A 23,356-nucleotide genomic window follows, 5' to 3' on the forward strand; every position below is an offset into this window, starting at 1 on the left:
TCGGTGGATGTCATCGAACATCTCGATCCGCGCGTACCCGCTCCCGCGCGACCTATAGCGGCCCCCTGCTCGCCGACGGACGCCGCCAGCGCCCCTGCCCCGGGGCCGGGCGCTGGATACCCGCGCCGACCAGGGATCATCGAGCCATGACCGAGCAGCAGCCGACCGCGGGAGACGACGACATCATCCGCGTCGATCAAACCGACAAGCGCTCCATGGTGCCGTTCATCGCGGCCGCGGTGGTCGCGGTGATCGTGCTCATCGCGATCGTGCTCGGCGGGGTGCTGTCGCCCGCTGAGAAAAATGTCACAGATTCCGACCGCATCTCCGCGGCCATCCGCAACTTCGTCGAAGGCGCCAACCGCACCGGCACCGTGCCTGCGCCCGGCACCGGATGCGAGGGCTTCGACGCCGCCCGCTCACCGCTGGCCGGACAGTCCGGCGCCGGAAAGTCCGTCGAGCTCAGGAAAATCGACAACCCGATGGTGGACGGCGACAAAGGCAAGGCGACCGTGACCACGAAGGCGGACGGCACGGAGACGACCAAGACGTGGAATCTCACCAGATCCGGCGACAAGTGGCTGGTCTGCACCTGAGCGTTCCCGCAGTGTGAACCGCCGTTTGACACGGTGACCCGGGTCGGTGCAATCTCAGTCGAAGGTCATGAGAACCAGTGTCAAGCCCCGGCATTACTGGTCGGCAACCCTCCTCCGCGGTGGGGTGCTCCGGGTGACGACCTGGCCGTGCTCCGGTCCTGGGCGCGGCAAGTGCGGATTCGCAGGAGGAGTAGATGAGTTACGCCGGTGACATCACCCCGCAGCAGGCATGGGAACTGTTGCGCGACAACCCCGAAGCAGTCCTCGTGGACGTGCGGACCGAAGCCGAATGGAAGTTCGTCGGCGTACCCGACACGAGCCCGATCGATCGGCCGACCGTGCTGATCGAGTGGGTCGACTCCACCGGCGCGCGCAACGAGACGTTCGTCGAGCAGCTGCGGCAGGCGCTCGCCGACCACGACCCCGAAGCACCGGTGGTGTTCTTGTGTCGCTCCGGCCAGCGTTCGGTCGGCGCGGCGATCGCCGCCACATCGGCGGGTTACCGCACCTCCTACAACGTGCTCGAAGGCTTCGAAGGTCCGCTCGATGAGTTCGGGCACCGCGGCGGCTCCGGCTGGCGTGCCCTCGGGCTGCCTTGGCGGCAGTCATGAGCGGGGGCCTGGCGTGCCCTCGGGGCTCTACCGATGGGCGGCAGTCATGAGCGGGGGTCTGGCGTGCCCTCGGGGCTCTACCGATGGGCGGCAGTCATGAGCGAGGTGTCTCGCGTGCCCTCGGGGCTCTACCGATGGGCGGCAGTCATGAGCGGGGGTCTGGCGTGCCCTCGGAACTCTGCCGATAGGCGGCAGTCGTGATCACCGGCGGCGCGTTCGACAAGCCGCTGCCCGAGGGCGTCGGCCCCGCGACGCTCGGTGTGCGGGGCGGACTGCGGCGCTCCGGTTTCGAGGAAACCGCCGAGGCGCTCTACCTGACCTCCGGCTTCGTCTACGAGAGCGCGGAAGCCGCCGAGGCCGCGTTCACCGGCGAGGTGGAGCATTTCGTCTACTCCCGCTACGGCAACCCGACGGTCGCCATGTTCGAGGAGCGGATGCGGCTGATCGACGGCGCCGAAGCGTGCTTCGCCACCGCGAGCGGCATGTCGGCCGTGTTCACCGCGCTGGGAGCGCTGCTCGGCGCCGGTGACCGGCTGGTCGCCGCGCGCAGTCTGTTCGGCTCCTGCTTCGTGGTGTGCAACGAGATCCTGCCGCGCTGGGGCGTGGAGACCGTCTTCGTGGACGGCGAAGATCTCGACCAGTGGGAGCAGGCACTGTCGGTGCCGACCAAGGCGGTGTTCTTCGAGACGCCCGCCAATCCGATGCAGACGCTGGTGGACGTGCGCCGGGTGACCGAGCTGGCCCATACCGCAGGCGCGAAAGTGGTGCTGGACAATGTCTTCGCCACGCCCCTGTTGCAACGCGGCTTCGAGCTCGGCGCCGACGTGGTGGTGTACTCCGGCACCAAGCACATCGACGGGCAGGGCCGGGTGCTCGGCGGCGCGATTCTCGGCGCGAAGGATTACATCGACGGCCCGGTGAAAACGCTGATGCGCCACACCGGTCCGGCGCTGAGCCCGTTCAACGCGTGGACCTTGCTCAAGGGGCTGGAGACGATGCCGCTGCGGGTGCGCCATTCGGCCGAGTCCGCACTGCGGATCGCCCGCTTCCTGGAGGGCAACAAGGCGGTCAGCTGGGTGAAATACCCGTTCTTGGAGTCGCATCCGCAGTACGCGCTGGCCACCGGTCAGATGAGCGGGGGCGGCACCGTGGTCACCTTCGAGCTGAACGCCCCCGAGAACGAGGCGAAAAAGCGCGCTTTCGAGGTGCTGAACCGGTTGCGCGTCATCGACATCTCCAACAACCTCGGCGACGCCAAGACCCTGATCACCCACCCCGCCACCACCACCCACCGCGCCATGGGCCCCGAAGGCCGCGCCACCATCGGCCTGTCCGACGGTGTCGTCCGCGTCTCGGTTGGCCTCGAAGACGTGGAAGACCTCTTGGACGACCTGGACCAAGCCCTCTCCTGACCGGCCGGTGAGCCGGTACGGGAGAGGGGCCCAGCGTCTACCTCGCGAGATGTCTCACAGGAAATCGGCGAGGACTTTGTTGAAGCCCTCGGGTTCCTCGGAGAACGGCACGTGCCCGCTGCGCTCGAAGCGGACCACCTTCGCGTTCGGCACCCGCGCGGCGATCCATACATCGAGTGGACCGGGGAAGATCTTGCTCTGCGCTCCGTAGATCAGCAGCGTCGGCACGGTGACCTGGGGCAGGACCGGCCGGAAGTCGGCGAAGGCCATGTCGTACCAGATGGCGCATGCCGCCGAGGTCGGCATCTTCGTCGTCTCCGCGTACACCGCATCGATCACCTCGTCGGACGGCTCTTCCGCGAAGCAGGCGGCGATGAACGGCTTGATCACCAACGGGCGGGCGTGCCGCACCGCCTGCACGAACACCGCGAGGTCGGTCTGGCTGTAGCCACCTTGGAGCGGGAAGTCCCACCCCTCCCCGTCGAGGAAACGCGGTGACTGATCGACGAATGTCACCGATCGCAGCTTCTCACACCCGAACTGCTCGACGTAGGCGAGAATCACCGCGGCGCCCATCGACCAGCCCACGAGGGCGACGTCGTCGAGCCCGAGATGGTCCAGCAGACTGCGGATGTCCCGTGCGTACTGCGCGAGGGTGTGACCGTCCTCGGTCTTGCCGGAGGCACCGTGCCCGCGCAGGTCGACATTGATGACCCGATTCCCTTCTGCCAGCGCGGGCACATTCTGCGCCCAGAAGGTGGTGTTCATCGTCCAGCCATGAATGAGCACGACGGGACGACCGGCGCCGTGATCCTCGTAGTACATCGGCACGCCATCCGGCAATTCCAGGTAGGGCATCGACAACCTCCAGCTCAGGACAAGTGGTGCTCACACGATGACGTGCCGGCCGGGCGCGGCCAAGATCGTGCGGAGGGGTTGCACAGACGTTGCAGCGCAAGGCAGCCCGTTGTCGGAGCGACGACGGCACGCCCGGTCTGGTCCGGGCGCCATGACCGTTCGGCGGCATCTCCCCGAGGTCGAGCTGACCCGAGACGAGGTCATGACCTGGCGCAGGAACCATCGGATGGCCTCGCTGTGGCCGATGCTGTTCGCGGGCCTGGATTGCGCGGCGTTCGAGCCGGGCCACGTGCTGTTCGGCGTCGAGTCCGTAGTCGATCTCGCCATTCCCAGCGATGAGGACCGAACCGCTATGACACAGGGCCACAATTTATCTCGGCACCAGCGCTGGGCGGGAGGCGTGTCGAATGGGGCTCTGGGCAGGCGGAGGTGGTCATGACTAGCGGGGAGGTGGCACAGCTCTCGGATGGCGAAGGGTTAGGCGAGAGCGGCCGCGCCGAGAACGAGCCAGGCGCGCACGGGCCTTCGACGTCGACGGCCGATCGGAAGCAGCCCGACATCGCCGCCCAGGCGGCGCGTATTCTCACCGACCTGGCACGAAATGCGCCCGGTGGTCCCACCGGGACGCCGGCGTCGGGCCCACGCGCACAAGCCGTTTCCTCCCTGAGCACAACCGCCGCCGCACCCAACGGGGTGCAGCCGCCGCCTTCCACCGTGGCATCGGTATCCAACGGCGCCGCGCCATCACCCGGTGGTGTCGTGGCACCACCGCAGGGCACCGCGGCACCGTCCGGCACACCCGCGGCGACCGAGGAGCCGCCACCACCCGGGATCGATCCGGAGATCATCGCGAGCCTCGCGCCCGCGGCCATGATGGCATTGCCGATGCTGGCGTCGGCGCTGGCCGGCCTCGCAGGCGGCGGATCAGGTGCGGGATCAGGTGGTTCGGCACCCACAGCCGCCGAACCCGGTGCGGCCGGGCTGACGCCGGAAGCACAAGAGGCGATGAAAGCCTTGAAAACCTTGGCAGCCCTGTACGGCAGCGACGGCGCCGCATCGGGCACCAACAGTCTGGGATCGCAGCTTGGGGGAATCGGCGGCTCAGGCGCGGGAGCGACCGCGATCAAGGCGCGGGCCTTGTTCCAGAAGAACGCGGCGAGAGCGTTCAACACCCTCGACAACGAACTCGCGCGCTACGTCTCCGGCCTTGCCGGGTCGAACAAGGCCGACCGGAAAGCGGTGATCCGGCTGCTGCGCGACGTCAACGTGCAACTGGCCGAGCTCGGTCCCGCCGCGTACACCAAAGAAGGCCAGCGGAAAGCGCACCAAATACTCACGGAGGCATTGCGAAAGGCGCAAACCATCGTCCGCGGCGGTCAGGCCAACGCGACCGAAACCGCCGCGGCGGTCAATCGGCTCACCGCCCAATACCTCAATGCCCTTGCCGGAAAACGGACACAGCTCGGCAGCGCGTTCCCCGGTAGCGGCCGGCCCCGATCGCCTCTCGATCCGGGGAAATACCGAATCAGCTCGCACTTCGGCCCCCGGGGCGGCAAGCATCACGGCGGACTCGATATGGCCGCTCCCGCGGGCACGCCCATCTACGCCGCCACCGGCGGCACGGTCGTCAAGGCGGGCAACTACGGCGATGGCTACGGCTACCAGGTGCGAATCCGATCCGCCGACGGCACCGAGACCATCTACGCCCACCAGACCCCGGGCAGCATCCGGGTCAAGGCCGGCGATCGAATTCCCGCAGGGACCGCGATCGGCGCCGTCGGGTCCACCGGCAACTCCACGGGTCCCCACCTGCACTACGAAGTGCGTCGCAACGGCCGCTCCATCGAGCCTGTCGCCTACCTGGCGTCGCAGGGCGTCCGAGTGTGACGGTCTCGTCCTTCCAGCGTTATTGTCATACTGTCAATACACCCTCCCGGTGGCCTCCGTGAGGACGCACCGGTGCGGGTGCGCTGGATCAACGACGAACCGAGGTATGGCGTGAGCTCTTCATCCACCGCCGGGCAGGGCCCGCTCGCGGGCATCAAGGTCATCGAGTTGGCCGGTATCGGCCCCGGTCCGCACGCGGCGCTGCTGCTCGCCGATCTCGGCGCCGACGTGGTGCGGGTGCAGCGCCCGGGTCAGCTCCCTGGCGGGTTCGACCGGCCGCAGCTGCGCGGCCGGACCATTGTCGAGGCCGACCTCAAGGACCCGGCGGACATCGAGAAGGTGCTCCGGCTGGTCGAGAAAGCGGACGTGCTTATCGAAGGCTTCCGGCCCGGCGTCACCGAGCGGATGGGCTTGGGCCCGGACGACGCGCTCGCCCGCAACCCGCGCCTGGTCTACGGCCGGATGACCGGCTGGGGCCAGCAGGGACCGCTGGCCGACCGCGCCGGGCACGACATCAACTACATCTCCATCACCGGCGTGCTGCACGCCATCGGCCGTAAGGGCGAACGTCCGGTCCCGCCGCTGAACATGGTGGGCGACTTCGGCGGCGGCTCGATGTTCCTGGTGTTCGGCGTCCTGGCCGCGCTGGTCGAGCGGCAGAATTCCGGCAAGGGACAGGTGATCGACGCGGCCATGGTCGATGGCGCGCTTGCCCTTTCGCACATGATCTGGGGCATGCGCGGCGTCGGTGCATGGTCCGACGAGCGCGGGGTGAACCTGCTCGACACGGGGATGTCGTTCTACGACACCTACGAGACCTCCGACGGCAAATACATGGCGGTCGGCGCGATCGAACCGCAGTTCTACGCGCAACTGCTCGCCGGGCTGGAGATCGACCAGGAAGGACTGCCGTTCCAGCTCGATCCGGCGGGTCAGGACACGCTGAAAAAGCTCTTCGCCGAGCGCTTCCGGACCAAGACGCGCGAGGAGTGGGCGGAGATCTTCATCGGCACCGACGCGTGCGTCTCGCCTGTGCTCACCTTCGAGGAGGCGACGACCAACGAGCACATCGCGGCCCGCGGCTCACTTCTCGAGCTGGATAACATCACCCAGCACGCCCCGGCGCCGCGCTTCTCACGCACTCCGAACGGGGTCCCCACCCCGCCGCCGACCACGGCCACGCCCATCGAATCGGTCTGGGCCGACTGAGCATCGCGGATAGTTCAACCTTGCAACAAACCAACCGGTTCGACAGTATGGCACTGCGCCTGCAATACTGTCCGCGAGCAGGTGGCTTTCGAGCGCAGCTGAATTCACTCCGGCGCCATCCGGTCCGCTCCTTGACCGCACGCTCGCATCTGGAGGCCTCGACGCCCTGCGACCTTCCGAGCGCCGCCGAGCACGACGAGGGCCAGCCCCGAGGGGTGGCCGGCCCGTCGTGCGCGGCGGCGCCCGGAAAGGGAAGTACCGCCGGCGGAGGCCCTCCCCCGGTCGGGGCGTGGATGGGTGATCCGCGCATCTCGCCGAGCCAGGCGAAATCCGTTCAGTAGCAGGTCAGCGGCGTCAACGGATCGGCGGCGCGCGGCGTAAGCGCCTCGTAGGCGGACGCGATCGCCTTGACCGCCAACCGCAAGTCGGATTCCCGGTGGGTGAACGGCAACCGCAGGAAACGTTCGAACGCGCCCTGCACGCCGAATCTCGGCCCCGCCGCGAGCAATACGCCGTGATTGGGGGCGGTGGCGGCCAGCGCCGTCGACACCGAGGTGGGCAGCTGCACCCACACCGACATGCCGCCGGCTCCCACGGTGACGCGCCAATCCGGCAACTCTTCGGCGAGCGCGTCGAGCAGAGCGGCGCGCTGCGAACGCAATTGGTCCCGGCGACGGTCCAGAATGGTGTCGGCATGCTCGAGCAGGTGCACGGTGGCCAGCTGGTCCATCACGGGCGTGCCGAGATCGACCGTGGAGCGGATGCCGAGCAGCTTGGTGATCAGCGCCTGGTTGGTGCGAATCCAGCCCACGCGCAGACCGCCCCAGAACGACTTCGAGGCCGATCCGATCGTGACGATCTCGGCGCCTTTCGCGAAACTCGCGACCGGGGGCGGCGGGGCGGCGTCGCCGAGTCCCAGATCCGCCATGGACTCGTCGATCACCACGGTCATCCTGGTTTCCCGTGCGATGGCGGCCAGCTCGGCGCGGCCGTCGGTGTCGAGCAGCAGGCCGGTCGGGTTGTTGTAATCCGGCACCAGGTAGGCCAGGCTGGCCGCGGTTTGCCGTGCCGCGCTGCGGATTCCGTCGAGATCCCAGCCGCCCGCCGGATCGTCCGGGCGCAGCGGCACCGGCACCGGACGCGCGCCGACATCGCGGATCGCCTCGATCGCGTTCGGATAGGTCGGATGGTCGATGAGCACGCGGGCGGCGGGCGCGGTGAGCACGTTGAGCAACAGGCGCATGCCGTGCTGGGCGCCGAGGGTGACCAGGATCTGGTCCGGCTCGGTCGGCAGCCCGCGCGCGGTGTAGCGGCGGGCGATCGCCTCGCGTAACGCGAGCACACCGACCGGGTCCATGCCGTGCGTGCCGAGATAGGCTGGAATGCCTTCCAAGGCAGTGGAATACGCGTCCTGCATCTCCAGCGGGGCAGCCATGGCGGCGTAGGTCATGTCGATGGTCGGCAGCTCGGGCGAGCCCATCATGGCCAGAATGCTCCTGGCCGGCTTGATGCCGTCGTGCTGCACGTCGCGGGGCAGCGCCACGGTGCTGCGCGAGCCCTGCCGACTGATCAGGTAACCGTGCTCGCGCAGCAGCGCGTAGGTGGACGTGATGGTGGTCCGGCTGACGCCGAGCGTGGTGGCGAGGTCGCGTTCGCTGGGCAACGCGACACCGAGCGGGGCGCGACCATCGTGGATCAGCAGCCGGATGCCTTCGGCGAGCGCCAGGTATGCCGGACGCGCGGACCGCCGTCCGGCGGAATCCGGTTCGCCGTCGTGCACGTTGCGCCAGCTGCCCAGATCACGGGCCAGGCTGCCCGCGCCGATCACTCTCGTTGCCATGCGGTCCAGTATCGGCTGATTGGATATTTATTGGCAAGGCCAGTCGAGCGCACTCTTGCGGAATGAACGCCCTCGCCACCTTGTTCATCGTCGCCGTTTTCGGCTATTCGATCTATCACTATGCACCGAAACGCGACGAGCACACGTTCTGTCTCGAACGATTCCACCCGCGCACACCGATGTCCGACCGGTCCGTCTCCTACTACGAGGACCAGCGGCGATACTCCGACCTCGCAGCGATCTACAGTCGCCGAGACGTGGCGGGTCCCGACTGGCCCGACGCGGAGAAGCCGCTCGTTTGAGCACGGGACCGTTCGTGCCCCCGCGTGCGGGACCGTCGAGGCAGTCCAGTCCGGCGGCATCGGGCCATGGTGGCAGCAGAACGCACCGGGGCACGTCACCGCTGGTCGCCCGCCCAGCAGACGCCTCGGACCACCGGCTCACGAAACGGTCGTCACAGGCCACTTCCGAATAACTGGACTGGTCGTTTCCAACTTGTCGGTCTCCGGGTGCAGACTTGGCTCATGAGTGACGCCACGCGCCTCGCCTCCGCGGCCGCTCGCCCGGCAGCCGAGGTCGCCGGCCCCGCCGTGGAGCCCGCGGCCCCGAGCCGTCCGGCCGCGGCCGTCCCGGTTGCTGCGGCGCTGTTCGATACCGCGATCGGCTGCTGCGCGATCGCGTGGAGCGGCGAAGCGGTGATCCGATTCCAGCTCCCCGAGGCGAACCCGGCCGCTACCCGCGCGCGCATCGCCCGCCGCCGTGTCGGATACCAGGGCGAGGAGATCCGCGAAGAAGCGCCCACCGGCCCCATCGCCGCGGCCATCGCGGGTATCCGCGCCCACCTCGCGGGAGAACTCGACGACTTGCGCTGGATCCCGGTGGACACCACCGGAATTCCCGCGTTCCACCGCGCCGTCTACACCGTGACCCGCGCCATCGATCCCGGCCACACCCTCAGCTACGGCCAGGTCGCCGAGCGCGTCGGCGCACCCGGCGCCGCCCAGGCCGTCGGACAAGCCCTCGGCCGCAACCCGATTCCGCTGATCATCCCGTGTCATCGCGTGCTCGCGGCCGACCATGCGCTGCACGGATTCTCCGCCCCGGGCGGAATCGACACCAAGCAGCGGCTTTTGACCATCGAGCGCACACCGGGATTCGGCGAGCCCACCCTATTCTGAACCTGGAACCGCCAGTGGCGTGACGCCGCTCGACACCTGTCACTTGCCGAGCGGATGGACCCGGCCAACTCATGCGGGGGGCGCAGCGGACCGTATCTCCGCCAGTGTGCGAGAGCGCATCCGTCGCCGTAGACGCGCAGTTACCAGATGCTCGTATGCAGCCCCTCCGAGGTCATCGTAGGGTCAGGGACCCGAGCCTCGCGCCGCTGCTCAATGAGCTGTCACACGCTGGCGCTCGTCCACGTTGGCAGGGGTACGGACGGAGCGGCGGCCCACGGTCCCGGCGCTGGGAAGCAGCGGTCCGATGAATTCGCAGCGTTCACTCCGTCGGTATCGGCAAGGACTTCGGCAGACCCGCCAAGAGGAAAGTGAGCCAGCAATGCAGACCGTTACCTCCGCCGACGGCACCATCATCGCGTTCGACCGGCACGGCGGCGGCGAGGCCGGGACCGTCATCCTGATCGGCGGCGCCTTCGGCTACCGGAAGTTCCCCAAGATGGTCGCGCTGGCCGAGGCGCTCGCCGGGCAGCACGAAATGACCGTGATCAATTACGACCGGCGTGGTCGCGGCGACAGCACGGACTCACCGGGCGTCTACGACGCCGATCGGGAAATCGACGATATCGCCGCGCTTGTCGAGGCCGCGGGCGGTTCGGCCGCATTGTTCGGCTGGTCCTCCGGCGCCGCGCTCGCGCTGCGGGCGGCCGCGTCCGGCCGGGTGAACGGCATCACGAAGGTCGTCGCGTTCGAGCCGCCCTTCGTGGTCGACCAGGAGGGGTTCGTGCCGCAGCCCGGCCTCGAGGTGCGCCTGCACGAGCTGATCGCCGCCGGCCGTCGCGCGGACATCGTGCGGTTCTACATGACCAAGGCGATGGGCGTGCCGCGCGCCATGGTCGCGGTCATGCGCCTCACCCCGTTCTGGAAGGGCCTGCTCGCCACCGCGCCGTCCACCGCGCACGACTGGGCCGTGATGCGCGACTTCATGCGCGGTGAGCCGCTGCGCGCCCAGGACTGGTCCGCGGTCGGCGTGCCGACCCTCGTCATCGCGGGCGGAAAGAGCGACGCGCTGCTCCGCAAGGGCGCTCGCGCCATCGCCGCGGCTGTCCCCGATGCCGTCTTCCAGGAGATTCCCAAGCTCAGCCACAACCCGAACATCGGCCTGCTGGCGCCGGTCGCGGGCGCCTTCCTCACCGGCGCCGAGCAGCCCGCCGGGTGACACGGCTCGATCCCGGACGCGAGCCGCACGAAACGCGCGGCGCCGCGAAATCAGTCGATCGGGTGTTCGCGGTAGAAATCGCAGGCTTCCCCGGTGATGTATCCGTCCATGCAGCCGAAGTACGTCTGGATGCACGCGTTCGACGAGCAACCGAGTTCGATCAGCTTCTGCCTGATTCTGGCGTTGCGCTCCTGGGGAGTTTCCGACGGCGACGGCGCCACCGTCGCCGGGGGGCCCGCTGAGCTGGTGACCGGTCCGGGCTGCCCGTCCGAGCACCCGGCGACCAAGGCCACCCCGGCCGCTACCGCACACGCCACGACGGTTGATCGCACGGCCGGTCACCCACTTCCGGATTCGCCGCGCATCAGCGCGCCGAGCGACTCGCGATCGGTGACGTCCATCTTGATGCAGGCACGGTAGAGGTGCCCCTCCACCGTGCGTACCGAGACGGTGAGACGGTCGGCGATCTGCCGGTTGGACAAGCCCGCCGCCACCAGGTTCGCGATCTCGCGTTCCCGCGCGGTCAGCGGCAAGGGCTGCGCGGCCTGCCGCAAGGCGGGGGTGCTCGCTCCGCCGCAGGCGGCGGCCAGTCGGTTGGCCGTGGCGGCGGACTCCAGCAGCCTGCGCCGGTCCCCGGCCCGCTCGTGTGCCGACGCGGCCTGCGCCGCGGCGTCGGCGGCCGACAGCATCGCGCCGATCCGCTCGAATTCCGCCGCGGCGGCGTCGAGTCCGGGACCGTCATGGGCGGCCAGCGCCACCGCGTGCCGCGCCTGCGCCTGCACCAGGCGCCCGTCCAGCCGCGCCGCCAGGTCGGCCAGTCGTCCCGCCACGGAGTGGTCGCCGAAGCGGGCCGCCGTGTGCAGTGCGATGGCCTCGATCGCGTGCTGATGCGCCCGGGCCGCCGCGTCGGCGGCGCCCACCGCGATCCGGATGGCCGGGGAGACGGTGCCTTCGGCCGCGGCCACCCAGGCGCGGGCGACTTCCAGTTGTGGCTCGTAGACCGCGCTGTGCCGGCCGCCGCGCTCGGTGGCGTGCGCGATCGACTCGGCGGCCTCGGTGGCGCGGCCGAGCGCCGAATACGCTTCCGCCAGGCGAATTCTCGCGGGGAACATCCAGGCGGCGGCGCCCTCGGCGGCCAGTGCGGCCAGTGCCTGTTCCAAATGCTCGATGCCGTCGTTGAACCGGCCCTGCGCCACGTCGACAGTGCCCTGCAGGATCTTCGACATACCCCAGGCCAGGTATTGGCCGGGCGAGGAGTAACCGAAATAGGCTCCCGCGCAATGGCGTGCGGCCTCGAGATCGCCGGTGAAGGTCAGCGCGAGTACCTCGGCGTGGGTGGACATGAAGCGGTTGAGCCCGTCGATGTGCGCCTCCACCTCGTGCCCGCGGGCCGCGTACTGTCTGGCCGCTTCGGCTTTGCCCATCAACGCCAAAGCCAAGCCGCCGCCGAACGCGGCCCACCACACCGCCCAGGGCGGCGCGTCCTTGGTGGACATGACCGTCTCGGCTTCGGCGATCGCGTCATCGATGTTGTTCTCGTTGACCGCACTCGCCGAGGCGAGACCGGTGAAGATGGCCGCGATCTTCGGGTGCCGCACCTTCCCGCGCACCAGGGTGAGCACGTCGTCGGCGCGGTCGGCATCGCCCATGGCCCACAACAGGTTCGCCACCCGGGTACTGCCCCAGCGCGCGAGCTGCACCTCATCGAGCTGATCGGGGTCGAAGCTGGCCAGCGTGCGTTCGGCCTCGATCCGGTGGCCCTGCCACAGCAGGGCGCGTGCCAGCAGGTCGGCGGCCTCCACGCCGCCGCGTCGTTCCACCGCGGCCCGCGCGAAGCGTTCGCCCAGCGGCAGATTCGCCAATCCGATCGCGTCGGCGGCGGCCGCCTCGAACAATTCCAGATCCGCGGATTTATCGCTGTCCAAGGCCAATTCGGCCAAGCGGATCCGGTCGGCCGCGGATTTGATCGGACGTTCCTTCAGCGAGGAATACAGGCGGCCGCGCAAGCGGCGCGCCGAGGCGATGCCGAGCCGGCGCCGGATCACCTCACCGAAAAGCGGGTGGTTGTAGCGCACGCTCAGATCTTGCGAATTCTCCACCACCTTGATGACACCGCGGGTTTCGGCGGCTTCCACCGCGTCCTCACCCGCCAATTCGGCGAGCACGTCCAGATCGATCGGCTCGCAGAAGGTCAGCAGCTCCAGCACCCGCAACACCGACTCGGGCAGCTGCTCGACCCGGTCCTCGAGCAGCGCGGCCAGTTCCGAGGTCACCGCGGCCCGCCCGCGCAACTGCCAGACGCCGTTGACCTGACGCAGCGTGCCCGCCTCCAGCGCGCCCTCGACCAAATGCCGGAGGAACAGCGCGTTTCCGGCGGAGGACTCCCACATCAGATTGGCGGTGAACCCCTCGAGCTGCCCACCGAGCATCGACTCCACCAGCTCCACGCTCTGGCGCTGGGTGAACGGGCGCAGGTCGATGCGGATCAGGTGCCCGTCTTTCCACAGCGAGGTGATCGCGTCCGGCACCGGGACTCCGCTGCGGACGGTGACCACGATGTGCGCGGCCTTATCGATGGCCAGTTGGAGCAGCAGGGTGGCGGAGAGCTGGTCGAGCAGGTGCGCGTCGTCCACACCGATCACGGTGTGCCCGTCGGCGAGCAGCGCCTCGCGCGCCGCCGACATGAACGTGACCGGGTCGTGCGCCGTATAGACGCCGACCATGTGCGCGAATACCCCCAGCGGAATGCTGCGCGCCGACTCGGTGCCCGCCACCCAGCGGATATTGCCGCCGATCGAGGCGGTGGCGTGCCGGGCCAGGGTGGTCTTGCCGACTCCGGCATCGCCGGTCAGCACCACCCCGACGTGCTCCGGACCGGTCAGCGCCGCGCGGATCGCCTCGAATTCGCTTTCGCGCTCGATCATCGGCCAGTTCCGAGCCATGCTCTAACTCTAGAGCTTCAACGATCATGATCGAAGCCGAGCGGGCCCTATCGTGCTGGTGAATTTGTGGTGAACCGGCCGAATTTCGCTGGACCGCGCGGAATTCGAACAGGTTCTAGCCGAGGACGTCGTGCCGGACGATCGTTTGGTCCCGGCCCGGCCCCACGCCGATGCAGGAAATCCGCGCGCCGGACAGCTCCTCCAGTCGCAAAACGTACGCCTGCGCGTTGGCCGGCAGTTCGTCGAAGCTGCGCGCGCCGGAGATGTCCTCCCACCAACCGGGCATTTCTTCGTAAATCGGCTTCGCGTGATGGAATTCGGTCTGTGTGGTCGGCATCTGCTCGACCCGCTCGCCATCGATCTCGTAGGCCACACAGATCGGCACCGTATCCAGACTGGAGAGAACGTCCAGTTTGGTGAGGAAGTAGTCGGTGATGCCGTTGACCCGGGTGGCGTAGCGCGCGATCACCGCGTCGAACCAGCCGCAGCGCCGGGCGCGGCCGGTGGTGACGCCCACTTCACCGCCGGTCTTGGCCAGGTAGGCGCCGGACTCGTCGAACAGTTCGGTCGGGAACGGACCGGAACCGACCCGGGTGGTGTAGCACTTGAGGATGCCGAGCACCGTATTGATCTTGTTCGGCCCGATGCCCGCGCCCACCGCAGCGCCGCCCGAGGTCGGGTTCGACGACGTGACATACGGGTAGGTGCCGTGGTCCACGTCCAGCAGGGTGCCCTGCGAACCCTCCAGCAGCACGGTCTCGCCCCGCTCCAGCGCCAGATTCAGCTTCAGCCGGGTATCGGCGATCCGGTGCTTGAAGCTGTCGGCCTGCTCGAGCACCTCGTCCACCACCTGCTGCGGGTCGAGCGCGCGGCGGTTGTAGATCTTGACCAGCACCTGGTTCTTGAACTCGAGCGCGGCCTCGACCTTCTGGGTGAGGATCTTCTCGTCCAGCACATCCGCGACCCGCACGCCGACACGGGCGACTTTGTCCTGGTAGCACGGGCCGATGCCGCGGCCGGTGGTGCCGATCTTCTTGTTGCCGAGGAAGCGTTCGGTGACCTTATCGATGGCCACGTGGTACGGCATGATCAGGTGCGCGTCGGCCGAGAGCAGCAGACCGGAAGTGTCCACGCCGCGCTCCTCCAGCCCGGCCAGCTCGGCGAGCAGCACGCCGGGATCGACGACGACGCCGTTGCCGATGACGTTCGTCACTCCCGGAGTCAGGATGCCGGAGGGGATCAGGTGCAGCGCGAAATTGTCTCCGTTGGGCAGCACCACGGTGTGACCCGCGTTGTTGCCGCCTTGGTAACGGACCACCCAGTGCACCCGGCCACCGAGCAGATCGGTTGCTTTGCCCTTCCCCTCGTCGCCCCACTGGGCGCCGATCAGGACGATTGCCGGCATGGTCGTGTCTCCTACGGTTCGACAGGCAACACTGACGTGTTGCAGCTACCTGCCGTACTGAGGCGGTGGCCGGAAGCACAGTCTAGCCGACCCGTCCGAGGCGGCGTCGGGTCGGATCTCGTCGTAGGCTCCACAACCGTGTGGCCACGGCCGGGCAGGGCTATGGTTGCACGGCACGCCGAGCGGCAGCGCGGCGCGCACGGGCGAGCCCCTGGCGGTTCACCCGGAAGTGGCGAGGGGCCCGACGGTGTCGGCTCGAACCGAGGAGGGTGTACGGCAGCTTGAGTACCCATGTTCTCCGCTGCGACGGCGCACCCGTACCCATCGCGCTCGCGGCACTGCCGACCAGCCAGACGGCCGCCATCCCCGATCCCGCCGAGATCGACGAGCTGCTTCCCGTCCTGGCCGCCGACAGCCTGCCGCGGCTCATCGTGCTGGGCGAGGACGCCGCACTGGCCGCGGTGCTCACCCACCTGATGCGCACCGAGCGGCTGCACGTGGAGATCGGCTACGTGCCGGTCGAGAAGACCTACGCCTCCCGCGCGTACCAGACCGGCACCGGCAACGCGGCCGCCAAGCGCGCCATCGGGGGTCGTGGCGTGGAGGCGCCGCTGATCCGCGACGACACCGGCACGGTGGTCGTCGGTCGCGCGGTGATCACCGGCGTCGATGGCGCGAAGCTGGAGGGCGAAGCCTACGTCGACGACACCCAGCTGTTCTCCGGAGAGGTGACGGCCATGATCGTCTCACCGTCGCTCGAACTGCCCGGTGTGCGGGCCACCGTACGCAAGGGCATCCGCAAACGCCGCTGGTCGGAGGGGCGGGCCGCCCAGCTCGGTACCCCCGGCGCGATCGTCACCAGAGATGGCATCCGCACCGACCGCCCGGTGCCGCGCTCGACCTTCTACCGCCACCACGAGTCCTGGCATCTGGTGCGATGAGCTCACCATTTCCGATCAATCGCAGGACACGCGCCATCCGGCCGAGCCCGGTGTTCCTGCTCATGGTCGTTCTCACGGCGGTGGGCGGTGCGCTCGCCTGGGACGCCCCGGTGGACTCGACCAGGGCCAAGGCCGGGGTGTTCGTTCTCGTGGTGTTCGGCTGGGTCGTCACGCTGTGCCTGCACGAATTCGCGCACGCGTTCACCGCGTGGCGCGCGGGTGACCGCGAGGTCGAACTGCGCGGCTATCTGACCCTGAATCCGTTGAAATACAGCCATCCACTGCTGTCGATCGTTCTGCCGATGGTGTTCATCGCGCTCGGAGGGATCGGCCTGCCCGGCGGCGCGGTGTATGTGCACACGCACAATGTCGCGCCGCGGACGCAACGGATCATCAGCGGCGCCGGGCCCGCCGTCAACGCGCTGTGTGCGGTACTGCTTCTGGTGGTGGTCCGGATCTGGGGCAGCACCGACGCGCATCCGGCGTTCTGGTTCGGCGTGAGTTTCCTTGCGTTCCTTCAGATCACGGCCACCCTGCTGAATCTGATCCCGCTACCAGGACTGGACGGCTACGGGATGGTCGAGCCGTCCTTGAGCTACCAGACCAGACGCTCACTCGATCAGTTCAAGCCGTTCGGCATGCTGATCTTGTTCGCACTGCTCTTCACGCCCGCCATCAATCAAGTGTTCTTCGACGCGGTGTACGCACTGTTCGAATTGTCCGGCGTACCGTCGAATTGGTCGCGGTATGGGAGCTACCTGACCCGCTTCTGGACCTGATTTCCTGGCGGGATCGCCACCCGCGCATCGGTGCTCGAGCGCCCTGGAAACGCTCCGAGCAGCACAAGGCCGCCCGGTCGTGTCGACCAGGCGGCCTTGGCTTCTTCACCCGCGTCCGACCCGCCCCCAGCCACCACACCCTGGCTGGTGGGCCATTTCGTCCGCGTGCGAAGCGCTTGACCGCGATACCCCGCCAACTCGCGGTCACATGGCAAAACTACGGCGCTGGTGCCCGCGGAACACGGGTAGCGCACTACCCGAAGCTCAACTTTCCGCCATGGAACGCCGGACGCGTACCACCTTGTCCGGCAAGAATGTCCGATTACCGCTGAGTAGTCTGGCTCAGACTTCCGGCTGCACGTACGGGTGCTTGACCGTCGGCGGCAGCAGGGCAATCGCCGAGACACGCTGCACCCCACACACCTGCATCAGGTCTACCAGCGTCGAACGTACCTGCGCGAATACAACATGCGCCGAAAGTCCAGCGCCGGCAACCAATTCCGGCCGCGCACCCTTCGCCACCGAGCGCAGTACGCGGGCGGCCTCGGCCCGGTCGGGCTGCTCGCCCGGGTCGGCGAGCATCATCCGGCGCACCACGTCCACGGCTTGGCCGAGGCGCTCCACCTCATCGATCAAGCCGGGATGGAGGATTTCGTCGTCGCGGATCAGAGTCAGCGACCGCCGCAACAGGACCCGGGTGTTGCGGACCGCGTTGTCCAGCGGGTCCGCGGTGGCCCTGATGCGTTCCAGGCGGGAACGGGAGTTCCAGTACAGCGGCGAGATCCGGCTGATCTCGCGGCCACCTTCCAAGGTGGCGCGCAACGAGTCGATCTGCGGTTGGGTCGCGCGAACCGCGGTAAGGGCGCGACGCACCTTCTCCGGGTCCTGCTCGAGCAGTCCGTCGGCGCACTCGGTGATCGATTTGCCCATTACCCCGAGAATGTCCGCGGCCAACGTCCTGGCCCTGCGCACCGGATGCAGCGGAATCGCGGCTACCACCACCACGCCGACCAGACCGCCGACCAAGGCGTCGATCATGCGGGAGAAGCCGCCGCCCACCGAGGGCGGCAGCAACGTCGCGACCAGCACCGCGGAACCGGCCGCCTGCATGGTGATGATCGAACCGCCGTCGAGGAACACCGCCGCGGCCATGGCGACCGCGACCACGAACGCGATCTGCCAGACGCCGGTGCCGGCACGGGAGATGAACAGATCGCCGAAGCCGATACCGAGCGCGACGCCGACCACCAGTTCGACCGAGCGCCGCAGCCGGGCGCCGAAGGAGATGCCGATCGACACCACGGCGGCCGTCGGCGCGAAGAACGGCAGCGTATGGCCGATCACGTGATGGGCGAGGAACCAGGCCAGCGCCGCGCCGACCGCGCATTGGATGATCGGCAGCGTCGAACGCCGCAGCCGCGCCCACGAGGCGCGCAGCCGAGCCAAGCCGCTCGCGCCAGCGGTGCCGACGCGGGAATTCGGGTCGAACCCACCCGTTACCCGACCAGCCCTCATCGAATCGCTACGCGATGCCGCGAACACTACTGCTCAGTCGAGGCCGAGTTCCGCGGCCGCACGCGGGTCACAGTCTTCCAGCAGGTCCAGGCAGCGCGCGTACTCCTCGGTCTCGCCGATCGCCTTCGCCGCGCGGGCCAGCGCCCCGACGCTGCGCAGAAAACCGCGGTTGGGCTCGTGGCTCCACGGCACCGGACCGAAGCCCTTCCAGCCGTTGCGGCGCAACAGGTCGAGGCCGCGGTGGTAGCCGGTGCGGGCGAACGCGTACGCGGCGATGATGTCGTGGTTGACCGCCTCGTCCTGAGCTTCGCCGCGGGTCAGCGCCGCCTCCGCGAGGTGTGCCCACGCGATCGAGGCGGCGGGATGATCGGCCGCTACCCGCACCGGATCGGCATTGTCGCCGAGCGCGTCCTCGGCATCGGGGATTTCGGGTAGCAGTACCGGTTGCGGTCCGAGCAGGTCACCGAACGAGGTCATGCGGTTCATTCTGCACCGCAGGTCGATTTACTCGATAGGCGGCTGCCTCGCCTTCGCTCGGCCCGGCGCAGGGTTATCGACGGACATCGCCCGACAGCGTCCTTGATGCGGCTGCCTCAGCCTTCGCTCAGCCCGGCGCACGGTTAGCGACGGACATCGCCCGACAGCGTCCTTGATGCGGCTGCCTCAGCCTTCGCTCAGCCCGGCGCACGGTTATCGACGGACATCGCCCGACAGCGTCCTTGATGCGGCTGCCTCAGCCTTCGCTCAGCCCGGCGCACGGTTATCGACGGACATCGCCCGACAGCGTCCTTGATGCGGCTGCCTCAGCCTTCGCTCAGCCCGGCGCACGGTTATCGACGGACATCGCCCGACAGCGTCCTTGATGCGGCTGCCTCAGCCTTCGCTCGGCTCGGCGCTGGATTCGATGGATTTCGTCTGGCTACGCCCACTGATGCGGCGGCTTCGGTTTCGATCGGCCTGGTGCGGGGCTGATTGACGGACTTGGTCCGGTTGCGCCCATTAGGCTGGCCGTCGAGTTCCACAGTTCCACCTGAGCGAGGGGTGTGCGTGTCCGACCCGAACGACGAGAAGAATCCGGCGCGGGATAGCGCTGGACCGGCTGACTCGGCCGGGGCCGACGCACGCCCCGACGCCGCCGCCGAACGCACCCCGCCCGCCGGGAAAGGCGCTCCGGCACCTTCCGCCGCACCCACGCAGCGGATCGCTCAGCCACCGCGGCGGCCAGGGTCCTGGGCAGCGTGGACCGCCCCCGCGTCGCCGGGCGGCGCGGACGAACCTCCTACGGAAGCAAAGGGTTCCGCGTCGGGACAGGAGGGCGGCCCTGCGTCCGGTGCATCGCGAGGTGGCGACCAAGGACAGACGCCCGGCTCGGGTGCGGACGCCCAGAAGAACGCGAGTTCGGCGGCACCGCAATCGGCAGACACGAACACAGCCGCGTCCCGACCTGCGGGCCCCGCCTCACGTGGCTCGAGCCCCGGCTCTGCGTCCACGAACTCGCCTGCATCCGGACCCGCAGGCACCGCCGCCAAGAGCAGCGGCTCCGCGAAACAGCCCAGCTCCGGGACCGGGGACTCCGGCGGCACGAACCCCCCGGCGCCAGGAACCGCCGATACCACAACCAGCGGGAGTAACTCCGCCGCCCGGCCCGCAGCCGCGTCCGGAAACCCGGGCAGCCACGGCACATCCGCCTCCCGACCGGCGACCGGCGGCCCGTCCGCACCGGCCTCCGGTCCCGCCGACAGCCCCAAGGCGCCTTCTTCCCGCTCGACCCCGAACTCACCCGCGACGGGGCCAGCCAGCGGGAGTAACGCCACCACACCGCCCACATCGAGCCCGACAGCCGCGTCGGGACCCGCCAGCGGCACGAAGGGGCCTTCTTCCGGCACAAGCCCGAACTCACCCGCGAGCAAGCCCTCAGGTGGCACACCCGCCAGGTCCGCTGCCGCGAGCCCTGGCAGCCCCGGTGAATCGAAGACTTCCCCGCCGACGTCCGCGAGTTCGCCCGAGTCCGGAGCAGCGGGCACGAAACCCCGTGGAGACCGAACCGAAGACGGGTCGGGCACCGGAGCGGCGGACGCGGGCGCGTCCGGACCCGAACGTACGGCGAACGCGCCTGCCGCACCGGCGACCGGCAAGGTGGACGCGGCGCGTGGGACGACGAATGCCGGTGCGGGACCACGCTCCGGTTCGGGCGCGCCGACCGGAGTTCCGGGCCGACCCGCGACACCGGATGCGGAAACAACTGAGATCCAACGGAAGACCGCCCCGGACCGGAAAGACGCCGGTGGCGGGGCCTCGGGCGCGCCGAATGCCGGTTCCGCACCGGGCGCAGCCGCATCCAATGACCGCACCCAGGTGATCAAACGGGATCAACTCCCGTCCGCTTCAAGCTCGAAAGAGACCGCAGCGCGACAGAATCAGCCGGACAAGGGCATGCCAGCTCCCGGCGCCGACGCGAAGTCCGGGGCTGCGGGCGCGCCGAATTCCCGTTCCACACCAGGTGGGGCCGCGTCCGATGACCGCACCCAAGTGATCAAACGGGATCAACTCCCATCCGCTTCGAGCGGTCGCGCCGCGAAAGAGGCCGCAGCGCGAGACCAGCCGGAGAAGGGCAAGCCAGCTCCCGGGGCCGACGCGAAGTCCGGGGCCGATTCGAAGAACCAGGCGCCCGCGCAAGCAGGGGCGAGTACATCAGCCGGAACCGCGGCCGATGCTTCCGACGCCGAAGCGAAGACGGCAGCGATCCCGCAGAACGATCCGAGCCGAGCGGGCGGAGACGCCGCGACCGTCGTCATGCGCAAGCCGCCGAGCGCCGCGGGTCCGAAGGCGGCAGAACCCACCGAGTCCGACGAGCAGAACCCGCCGGGTTCGGATGACGTGACCATGGCGATGCCGGTGGTCGACCTGGACGACGCCAAGACCGTCGCGCTGCCGATCCAGCGGCCCGCCGATGGTGGCCGGGCGGGCACCGATCGTGTGGTCGCGCCCGCGGCGGGGCCGGTGCCGATCACGAAGCCGCCGAGCACCCCGCGGCCCGCGGGCGGTCCCAAGCAGCCCGGACCACACGGTCCGTCGGCGCCACCGCAGCACGGACCAGGAGTCGAGGAGACCCGCCCGTCCCCGCACCGATCGCCGGGCGCGCCCCGGCAGGTGGCGACGGCCCCGTCGCCCGCGGACGTCCAGCAAACTGTGCCCGCGCAGTCGCTGGCCGGTCCGCGTCCGCCGCAGCCCCGGCCTATCCCGCAGCCGCAGCGGATCGCTCCGCCGCCGCAGCCCGGCACCGCGCCGTCGGACACCGCGCGGTCCAATCGGCGGCTGCTCGTGCTGGGCGCGGCGGCCGTACTGGTGGTCGCGCTGGTCGCGGTGATCGTGGCGCTCGTCACGACGTCCGGCAACAACTCCCCCGAGGAGCAGGTGCGAGCCACCATCACCGACTACACCGATGCCCTGAAAACCGGCGACCTGGCCACCCTGCGCTCGACCACCTGCGGCCCGCTGCACGACTTCTACCAGGGCATTCCGGACGACCAGTTCGCGGGCGTGCACAAGCTGTCGGTGGAGCGCAAGAACATCCCGGTGGTCGACAGCATCGACGCCATCCGCGTCACCGACGACACGGCTATCGCGCAGGCCACCGTGTACACCGAGGCCGACCCCGCCAAACGGTCGCAACGCACTTTCGACCTGCAACGCACCGGCGGCGGATGGAAGGTCTGCGACCCGCCCTCCGGTACCCAGTAACCCACCAGCGTGATAGCCGACACGTATCGATGCCGGTCGCGCGCGTCACACATACCTGGTCAACGGTCCGGCTCGCCAGTAGCATGGCCCGGATCATGGGCAGGGAACAAACGATGGTTCGGCCGGATATCGACGCGATTCCGGCAACGCCGGCCGGACAGCGCTTTCGGGTACTCGATCACTACGAGGTCGGCCGGGAAAAGGTCCGCGAGTTCGCCCGTGCGGTGCAGAACCAGCACGCGGCGCATCAGCACGAAGCCGACGCACGCGCGCTCGGCTATCCCGGGGTCATCGCTCCGCCGACCTTCGCGTCGGTGGTCGGGATGACCGCAACCAGGGCACTGCTCGATTCGGTGCTCACCGAATACGACCTGTCCCAGTTCCTGCAGACCGACCAGGTCTTCGAGATCTACCGGCCGATCCTGGCGGGCGACCGGCTGAGCAGTGAGATCGTGATCGAGTCGATCCGCCAGTTCGGCGACAACGACTTCATCGCGGTGCGGTTCGCGATGATCAACCAGCACAACGAGGTCGCGATCGTCGGATCGACCACGATCGTCGCGCGCCGCGGCGCCGACGTCGACGCCAACTTGGCCGACGTGATCGAGAACATCATGATGCACGGGCGTCCGGCCGAATCCGATCTCGCCTACGGCGACGCTCTGGTGCCGCTCGGCGCGAGCCCGCTGGCCGAGCCGATCGACCGCGAGATCACGCCGGTGCACACCGTGCCCGCGTTCGACGACTTCGCCCCTGGCGACCTGCTGCCGGTCGGCAGCTTCCGGCTGACCCGCGGCGACCTCGCCAACTACGCCGGCGTCTCCGGCGACGCAAACCCGATCCACTTCAGCGACCACGCCGCGCAGGTGGCCGGGCTACCGACGGTGGTCGCCCACGGCATGCTGACCATGGGCCTGGCCGGCGGCTACCTCACCTCCTGGCTCGGCGATCCGACCGCCATCCGCAAGTTCAGCGTCCGCTTCTCCGGCTTCGTCCCGGTCGCTGCCGACATTGCGAGCACGGTGGAGTTCACCGGACGCATCAAATCGCTCGACGCGAACACGCGAACCGCGACCATCCTGCTCGGTGGCACTTCCGAGGGCCGCAAACTGTTCGGCCGCGCACTGGCCGAGGTGCGGCTCCGCTAGGGCTCACAGCCACTCGACACCATCCGGCCGAATCAGTTGGCAGCGGCCATCACGAGATCGCGGTAGGGCATTTCGTAG

General features: G+C 68.9%; 21 protein-coding genes and 1 riboswitch. Of the genes, 13 read left to right on the forward strand and 8 right to left on the reverse strand.

Annotated features, from left to right (window positions below; all coding sequences use genetic code 11):
- Positions 1 to 146 precede the first annotated feature (146 nt).
- The 3 genes from ACWPXK_RS13175 to ACWPXK_RS13185 all read left to right on the forward strand — a co-directional run bounded on the left by ACWPXK_RS13175 (position 147) and on the right by ACWPXK_RS13185 (position 2,619).
- Positions 147 to 596, forward strand: a complete 450-nt coding sequence (locus ACWPXK_RS13175) for an Rv0361 family membrane protein (protein ID WP_454196330.1) — start codon at positions 147 to 149, stop codon at positions 594 to 596.
- 63 nt (positions 597 to 659) lie between these two features.
- A riboswitch (SAM riboswitch) is annotated at positions 660 to 776 on the forward strand.
- Between the two features lie 14 nt (positions 777 to 790).
- Positions 791 to 1,207, forward strand: coding sequence for a rhodanese-like domain-containing protein (locus ACWPXK_RS13180; protein WP_454196331.1), 417 nt, complete (start codon positions 791 to 793; stop codon positions 1,205 to 1,207).
- Between the two features lie 197 nt (positions 1,208 to 1,404).
- Complete coding sequence (locus ACWPXK_RS13185; RefSeq protein WP_454196332.1) at positions 1,405 to 2,619, forward strand: O-succinylhomoserine sulfhydrylase; 1,215 nt, start codon at positions 1,405 to 1,407, stop codon at positions 2,617 to 2,619.
- A gap of 54 nt (positions 2,620 to 2,673) precedes the next feature.
- Here the strand turns inward: ACWPXK_RS13185 and ACWPXK_RS13190 are convergent, their stop codons facing one another.
- Entirely contained in the window at positions 2,674 to 3,477 is an 804-nt protein-coding gene (locus tag ACWPXK_RS13190; protein WP_454196333.1) for an alpha/beta fold hydrolase, read from the reverse strand.
- Positions 3,478 to 3,628: 151 nt separating this feature from the next.
- Here ACWPXK_RS13190 and ACWPXK_RS13195 point away from each other — a divergent pair, with 151 nt between their 5' ends.
- From ACWPXK_RS13195 to ACWPXK_RS13205, 3 genes are all read left to right on the forward strand, one after another.
- Positions 3,629 to 3,916 (forward strand): hypothetical protein, encoded by a 288-nt coding sequence (locus ACWPXK_RS13195; RefSeq protein ID WP_454196334.1) that lies wholly within the window; start codon positions 3,629 to 3,631, stop codon positions 3,914 to 3,916.
- A 320-nt stretch (positions 3,917 to 4,236) separates the two neighbouring features.
- Positions 4,237 to 5,364, forward strand: a complete 1,128-nt coding sequence (locus ACWPXK_RS13200; RefSeq protein WP_454196335.1) for a peptidoglycan DD-metalloendopeptidase family protein — start codon at positions 4,237 to 4,239, stop codon at positions 5,362 to 5,364.
- A 111-nt stretch (positions 5,365 to 5,475) separates the two neighbouring features.
- Positions 5,476 to 6,573, forward strand: coding sequence for a CaiB/BaiF CoA transferase family protein (locus ACWPXK_RS13205; RefSeq protein ID WP_454196336.1), 1,098 nt, complete (start codon positions 5,476 to 5,478; stop codon positions 6,571 to 6,573).
- Between the two features lie 334 nt (positions 6,574 to 6,907).
- Here ACWPXK_RS13205 and yczR read toward each other — a convergent pair whose 3' ends face one another.
- A complete protein-coding gene (yczR, locus tag ACWPXK_RS13210) occupies positions 6,908 to 8,413 on the reverse strand; it encodes a MocR-like transcription factor YczR (RefSeq protein WP_454196337.1) in 1,506 nt (501 codons plus the stop codon).
- A 62-nt stretch (positions 8,414 to 8,475) separates the two neighbouring features.
- Here yczR and ACWPXK_RS13215 point away from each other — a divergent pair, with 62 nt between their 5' ends.
- From ACWPXK_RS13215 to ACWPXK_RS13225, 3 genes are all read left to right on the forward strand, one after another.
- On the forward strand, positions 8,476 to 8,715 hold the full coding sequence (locus tag ACWPXK_RS13215) for a hypothetical protein (RefSeq protein ID WP_454196338.1): 240 nt from the start codon (positions 8,476 to 8,478) through the stop codon (positions 8,713 to 8,715).
- Between the two features lie 222 nt (positions 8,716 to 8,937).
- The gene (locus ACWPXK_RS13220; RefSeq protein ID WP_454196339.1) at positions 8,938 to 9,591 is read left to right on the forward strand and encodes a methylated-DNA--[protein]-cysteine S-methyltransferase; all 654 of its coding nucleotides are present in this window, start codon (positions 8,938 to 8,940) and stop codon (positions 9,589 to 9,591) included.
- Between the two features lie 379 nt (positions 9,592 to 9,970).
- Entirely contained in the window at positions 9,971 to 10,807 is an 837-nt protein-coding gene (locus ACWPXK_RS13225) for an alpha/beta fold hydrolase (protein WP_454196340.1), read from the forward strand.
- A gap of 50 nt (positions 10,808 to 10,857) precedes the next feature.
- On the opposite strand, the gene ACWPXK_RS13230 is transcribed toward ACWPXK_RS13225, so the two are convergent.
- The 3 genes from ACWPXK_RS13230 to ACWPXK_RS13240 form a co-directional block, all read right to left on the reverse strand.
- On the reverse strand, positions 10,858 to 11,139 hold the full coding sequence (locus tag ACWPXK_RS13230) for a hypothetical protein (protein ID WP_454196341.1): 282 nt from the start codon (positions 11,137 to 11,139) through the stop codon (positions 10,858 to 10,860).
- 6 nt (positions 11,140 to 11,145) lie between these two features.
- Positions 11,146 to 13,749, reverse strand: a complete 2,604-nt coding sequence (locus tag ACWPXK_RS13235) for a LuxR C-terminal-related transcriptional regulator (protein ID WP_454196342.1) — start codon at positions 13,747 to 13,749, stop codon at positions 11,146 to 11,148.
- Positions 13,750 to 13,864: 115 nt separating this feature from the next.
- A complete protein-coding gene (locus ACWPXK_RS13240; protein WP_454196343.1) occupies positions 13,865 to 15,154 on the reverse strand; it encodes an adenylosuccinate synthase in 1,290 nt (429 codons plus the stop codon).
- A gap of 281 nt (positions 15,155 to 15,435) precedes the next feature.
- Here ACWPXK_RS13240 and ACWPXK_RS13245 point away from each other — a divergent pair, with 281 nt between their 5' ends.
- Both ACWPXK_RS13245 and ACWPXK_RS13250 read left to right on the forward strand, forming a co-directional pair.
- The gene (locus tag ACWPXK_RS13245) at positions 15,436 to 16,095 is read left to right on the forward strand and encodes a hypothetical protein (RefSeq protein WP_454196344.1); all 660 of its coding nucleotides are present in this window, start codon (positions 15,436 to 15,438) and stop codon (positions 16,093 to 16,095) included.
- A complete protein-coding gene (locus ACWPXK_RS13250) occupies positions 16,092 to 16,874 on the forward strand; it encodes a site-2 protease family protein (RefSeq protein ID WP_454196345.1) in 783 nt (260 codons plus the stop codon). The genes ACWPXK_RS13245 and ACWPXK_RS13250 overlap by 4 nt, the downstream gene beginning before the upstream one ends.
- 342 nt (positions 16,875 to 17,216) lie before the next feature.
- Here ACWPXK_RS13250 and ACWPXK_RS13255 read toward each other — a convergent pair whose 3' ends face one another.
- The 3 genes from ACWPXK_RS13255 to ACWPXK_RS13265 all read right to left on the reverse strand — a co-directional run bounded on the left by ACWPXK_RS13255 (position 17,217) and on the right by ACWPXK_RS13265 (position 20,740).
- The gene (locus tag ACWPXK_RS13255; protein WP_454196346.1) at positions 17,217 to 18,389 is read right to left on the reverse strand and encodes an FUSC family protein; all 1,173 of its coding nucleotides are present in this window, start codon (positions 18,387 to 18,389) and stop codon (positions 17,217 to 17,219) included.
- 33 nt (positions 18,390 to 18,422) lie between these two features.
- A complete protein-coding gene (locus ACWPXK_RS13260; RefSeq protein WP_330233474.1) occupies positions 18,423 to 18,866 on the reverse strand; it encodes a DUF3151 domain-containing protein in 444 nt (147 codons plus the stop codon).
- Between the two features lie 728 nt (positions 18,867 to 19,594).
- Positions 19,595 to 20,740, reverse strand: a complete 1,146-nt coding sequence (locus ACWPXK_RS13265; RefSeq protein WP_454196347.1) for a hypothetical protein — start codon at positions 20,738 to 20,740, stop codon at positions 19,595 to 19,597.
- Between the two features lie 82 nt (positions 20,741 to 20,822).
- On the opposite strand from ACWPXK_RS13265, the gene ACWPXK_RS13270 reads away from it, so the two are divergent.
- Positions 20,823 to 22,130: an Rv0361 family membrane protein gene (locus tag ACWPXK_RS13270; protein WP_454196348.1), complete on the forward strand. Its 1,308-nt coding sequence runs from the start codon at positions 20,823 to 20,825 to the stop codon at positions 22,128 to 22,130.
- A 113-nt stretch (positions 22,131 to 22,243) separates the two neighbouring features.
- Positions 22,244 to 23,278: a fused (3R)-hydroxyacyl-ACP dehydratase subunits HadA/HadB gene (locus ACWPXK_RS13275; RefSeq protein ID WP_454196349.1), complete on the forward strand. Its 1,035-nt coding sequence runs from the start codon at positions 22,244 to 22,246 to the stop codon at positions 23,276 to 23,278.
- The last annotated feature ends 78 nt before the right edge of the window (positions 23,279 to 23,356 follow it).

The organism is Nocardia sp. Marseille-Q1738 (genome assembly GCF_965283145.1).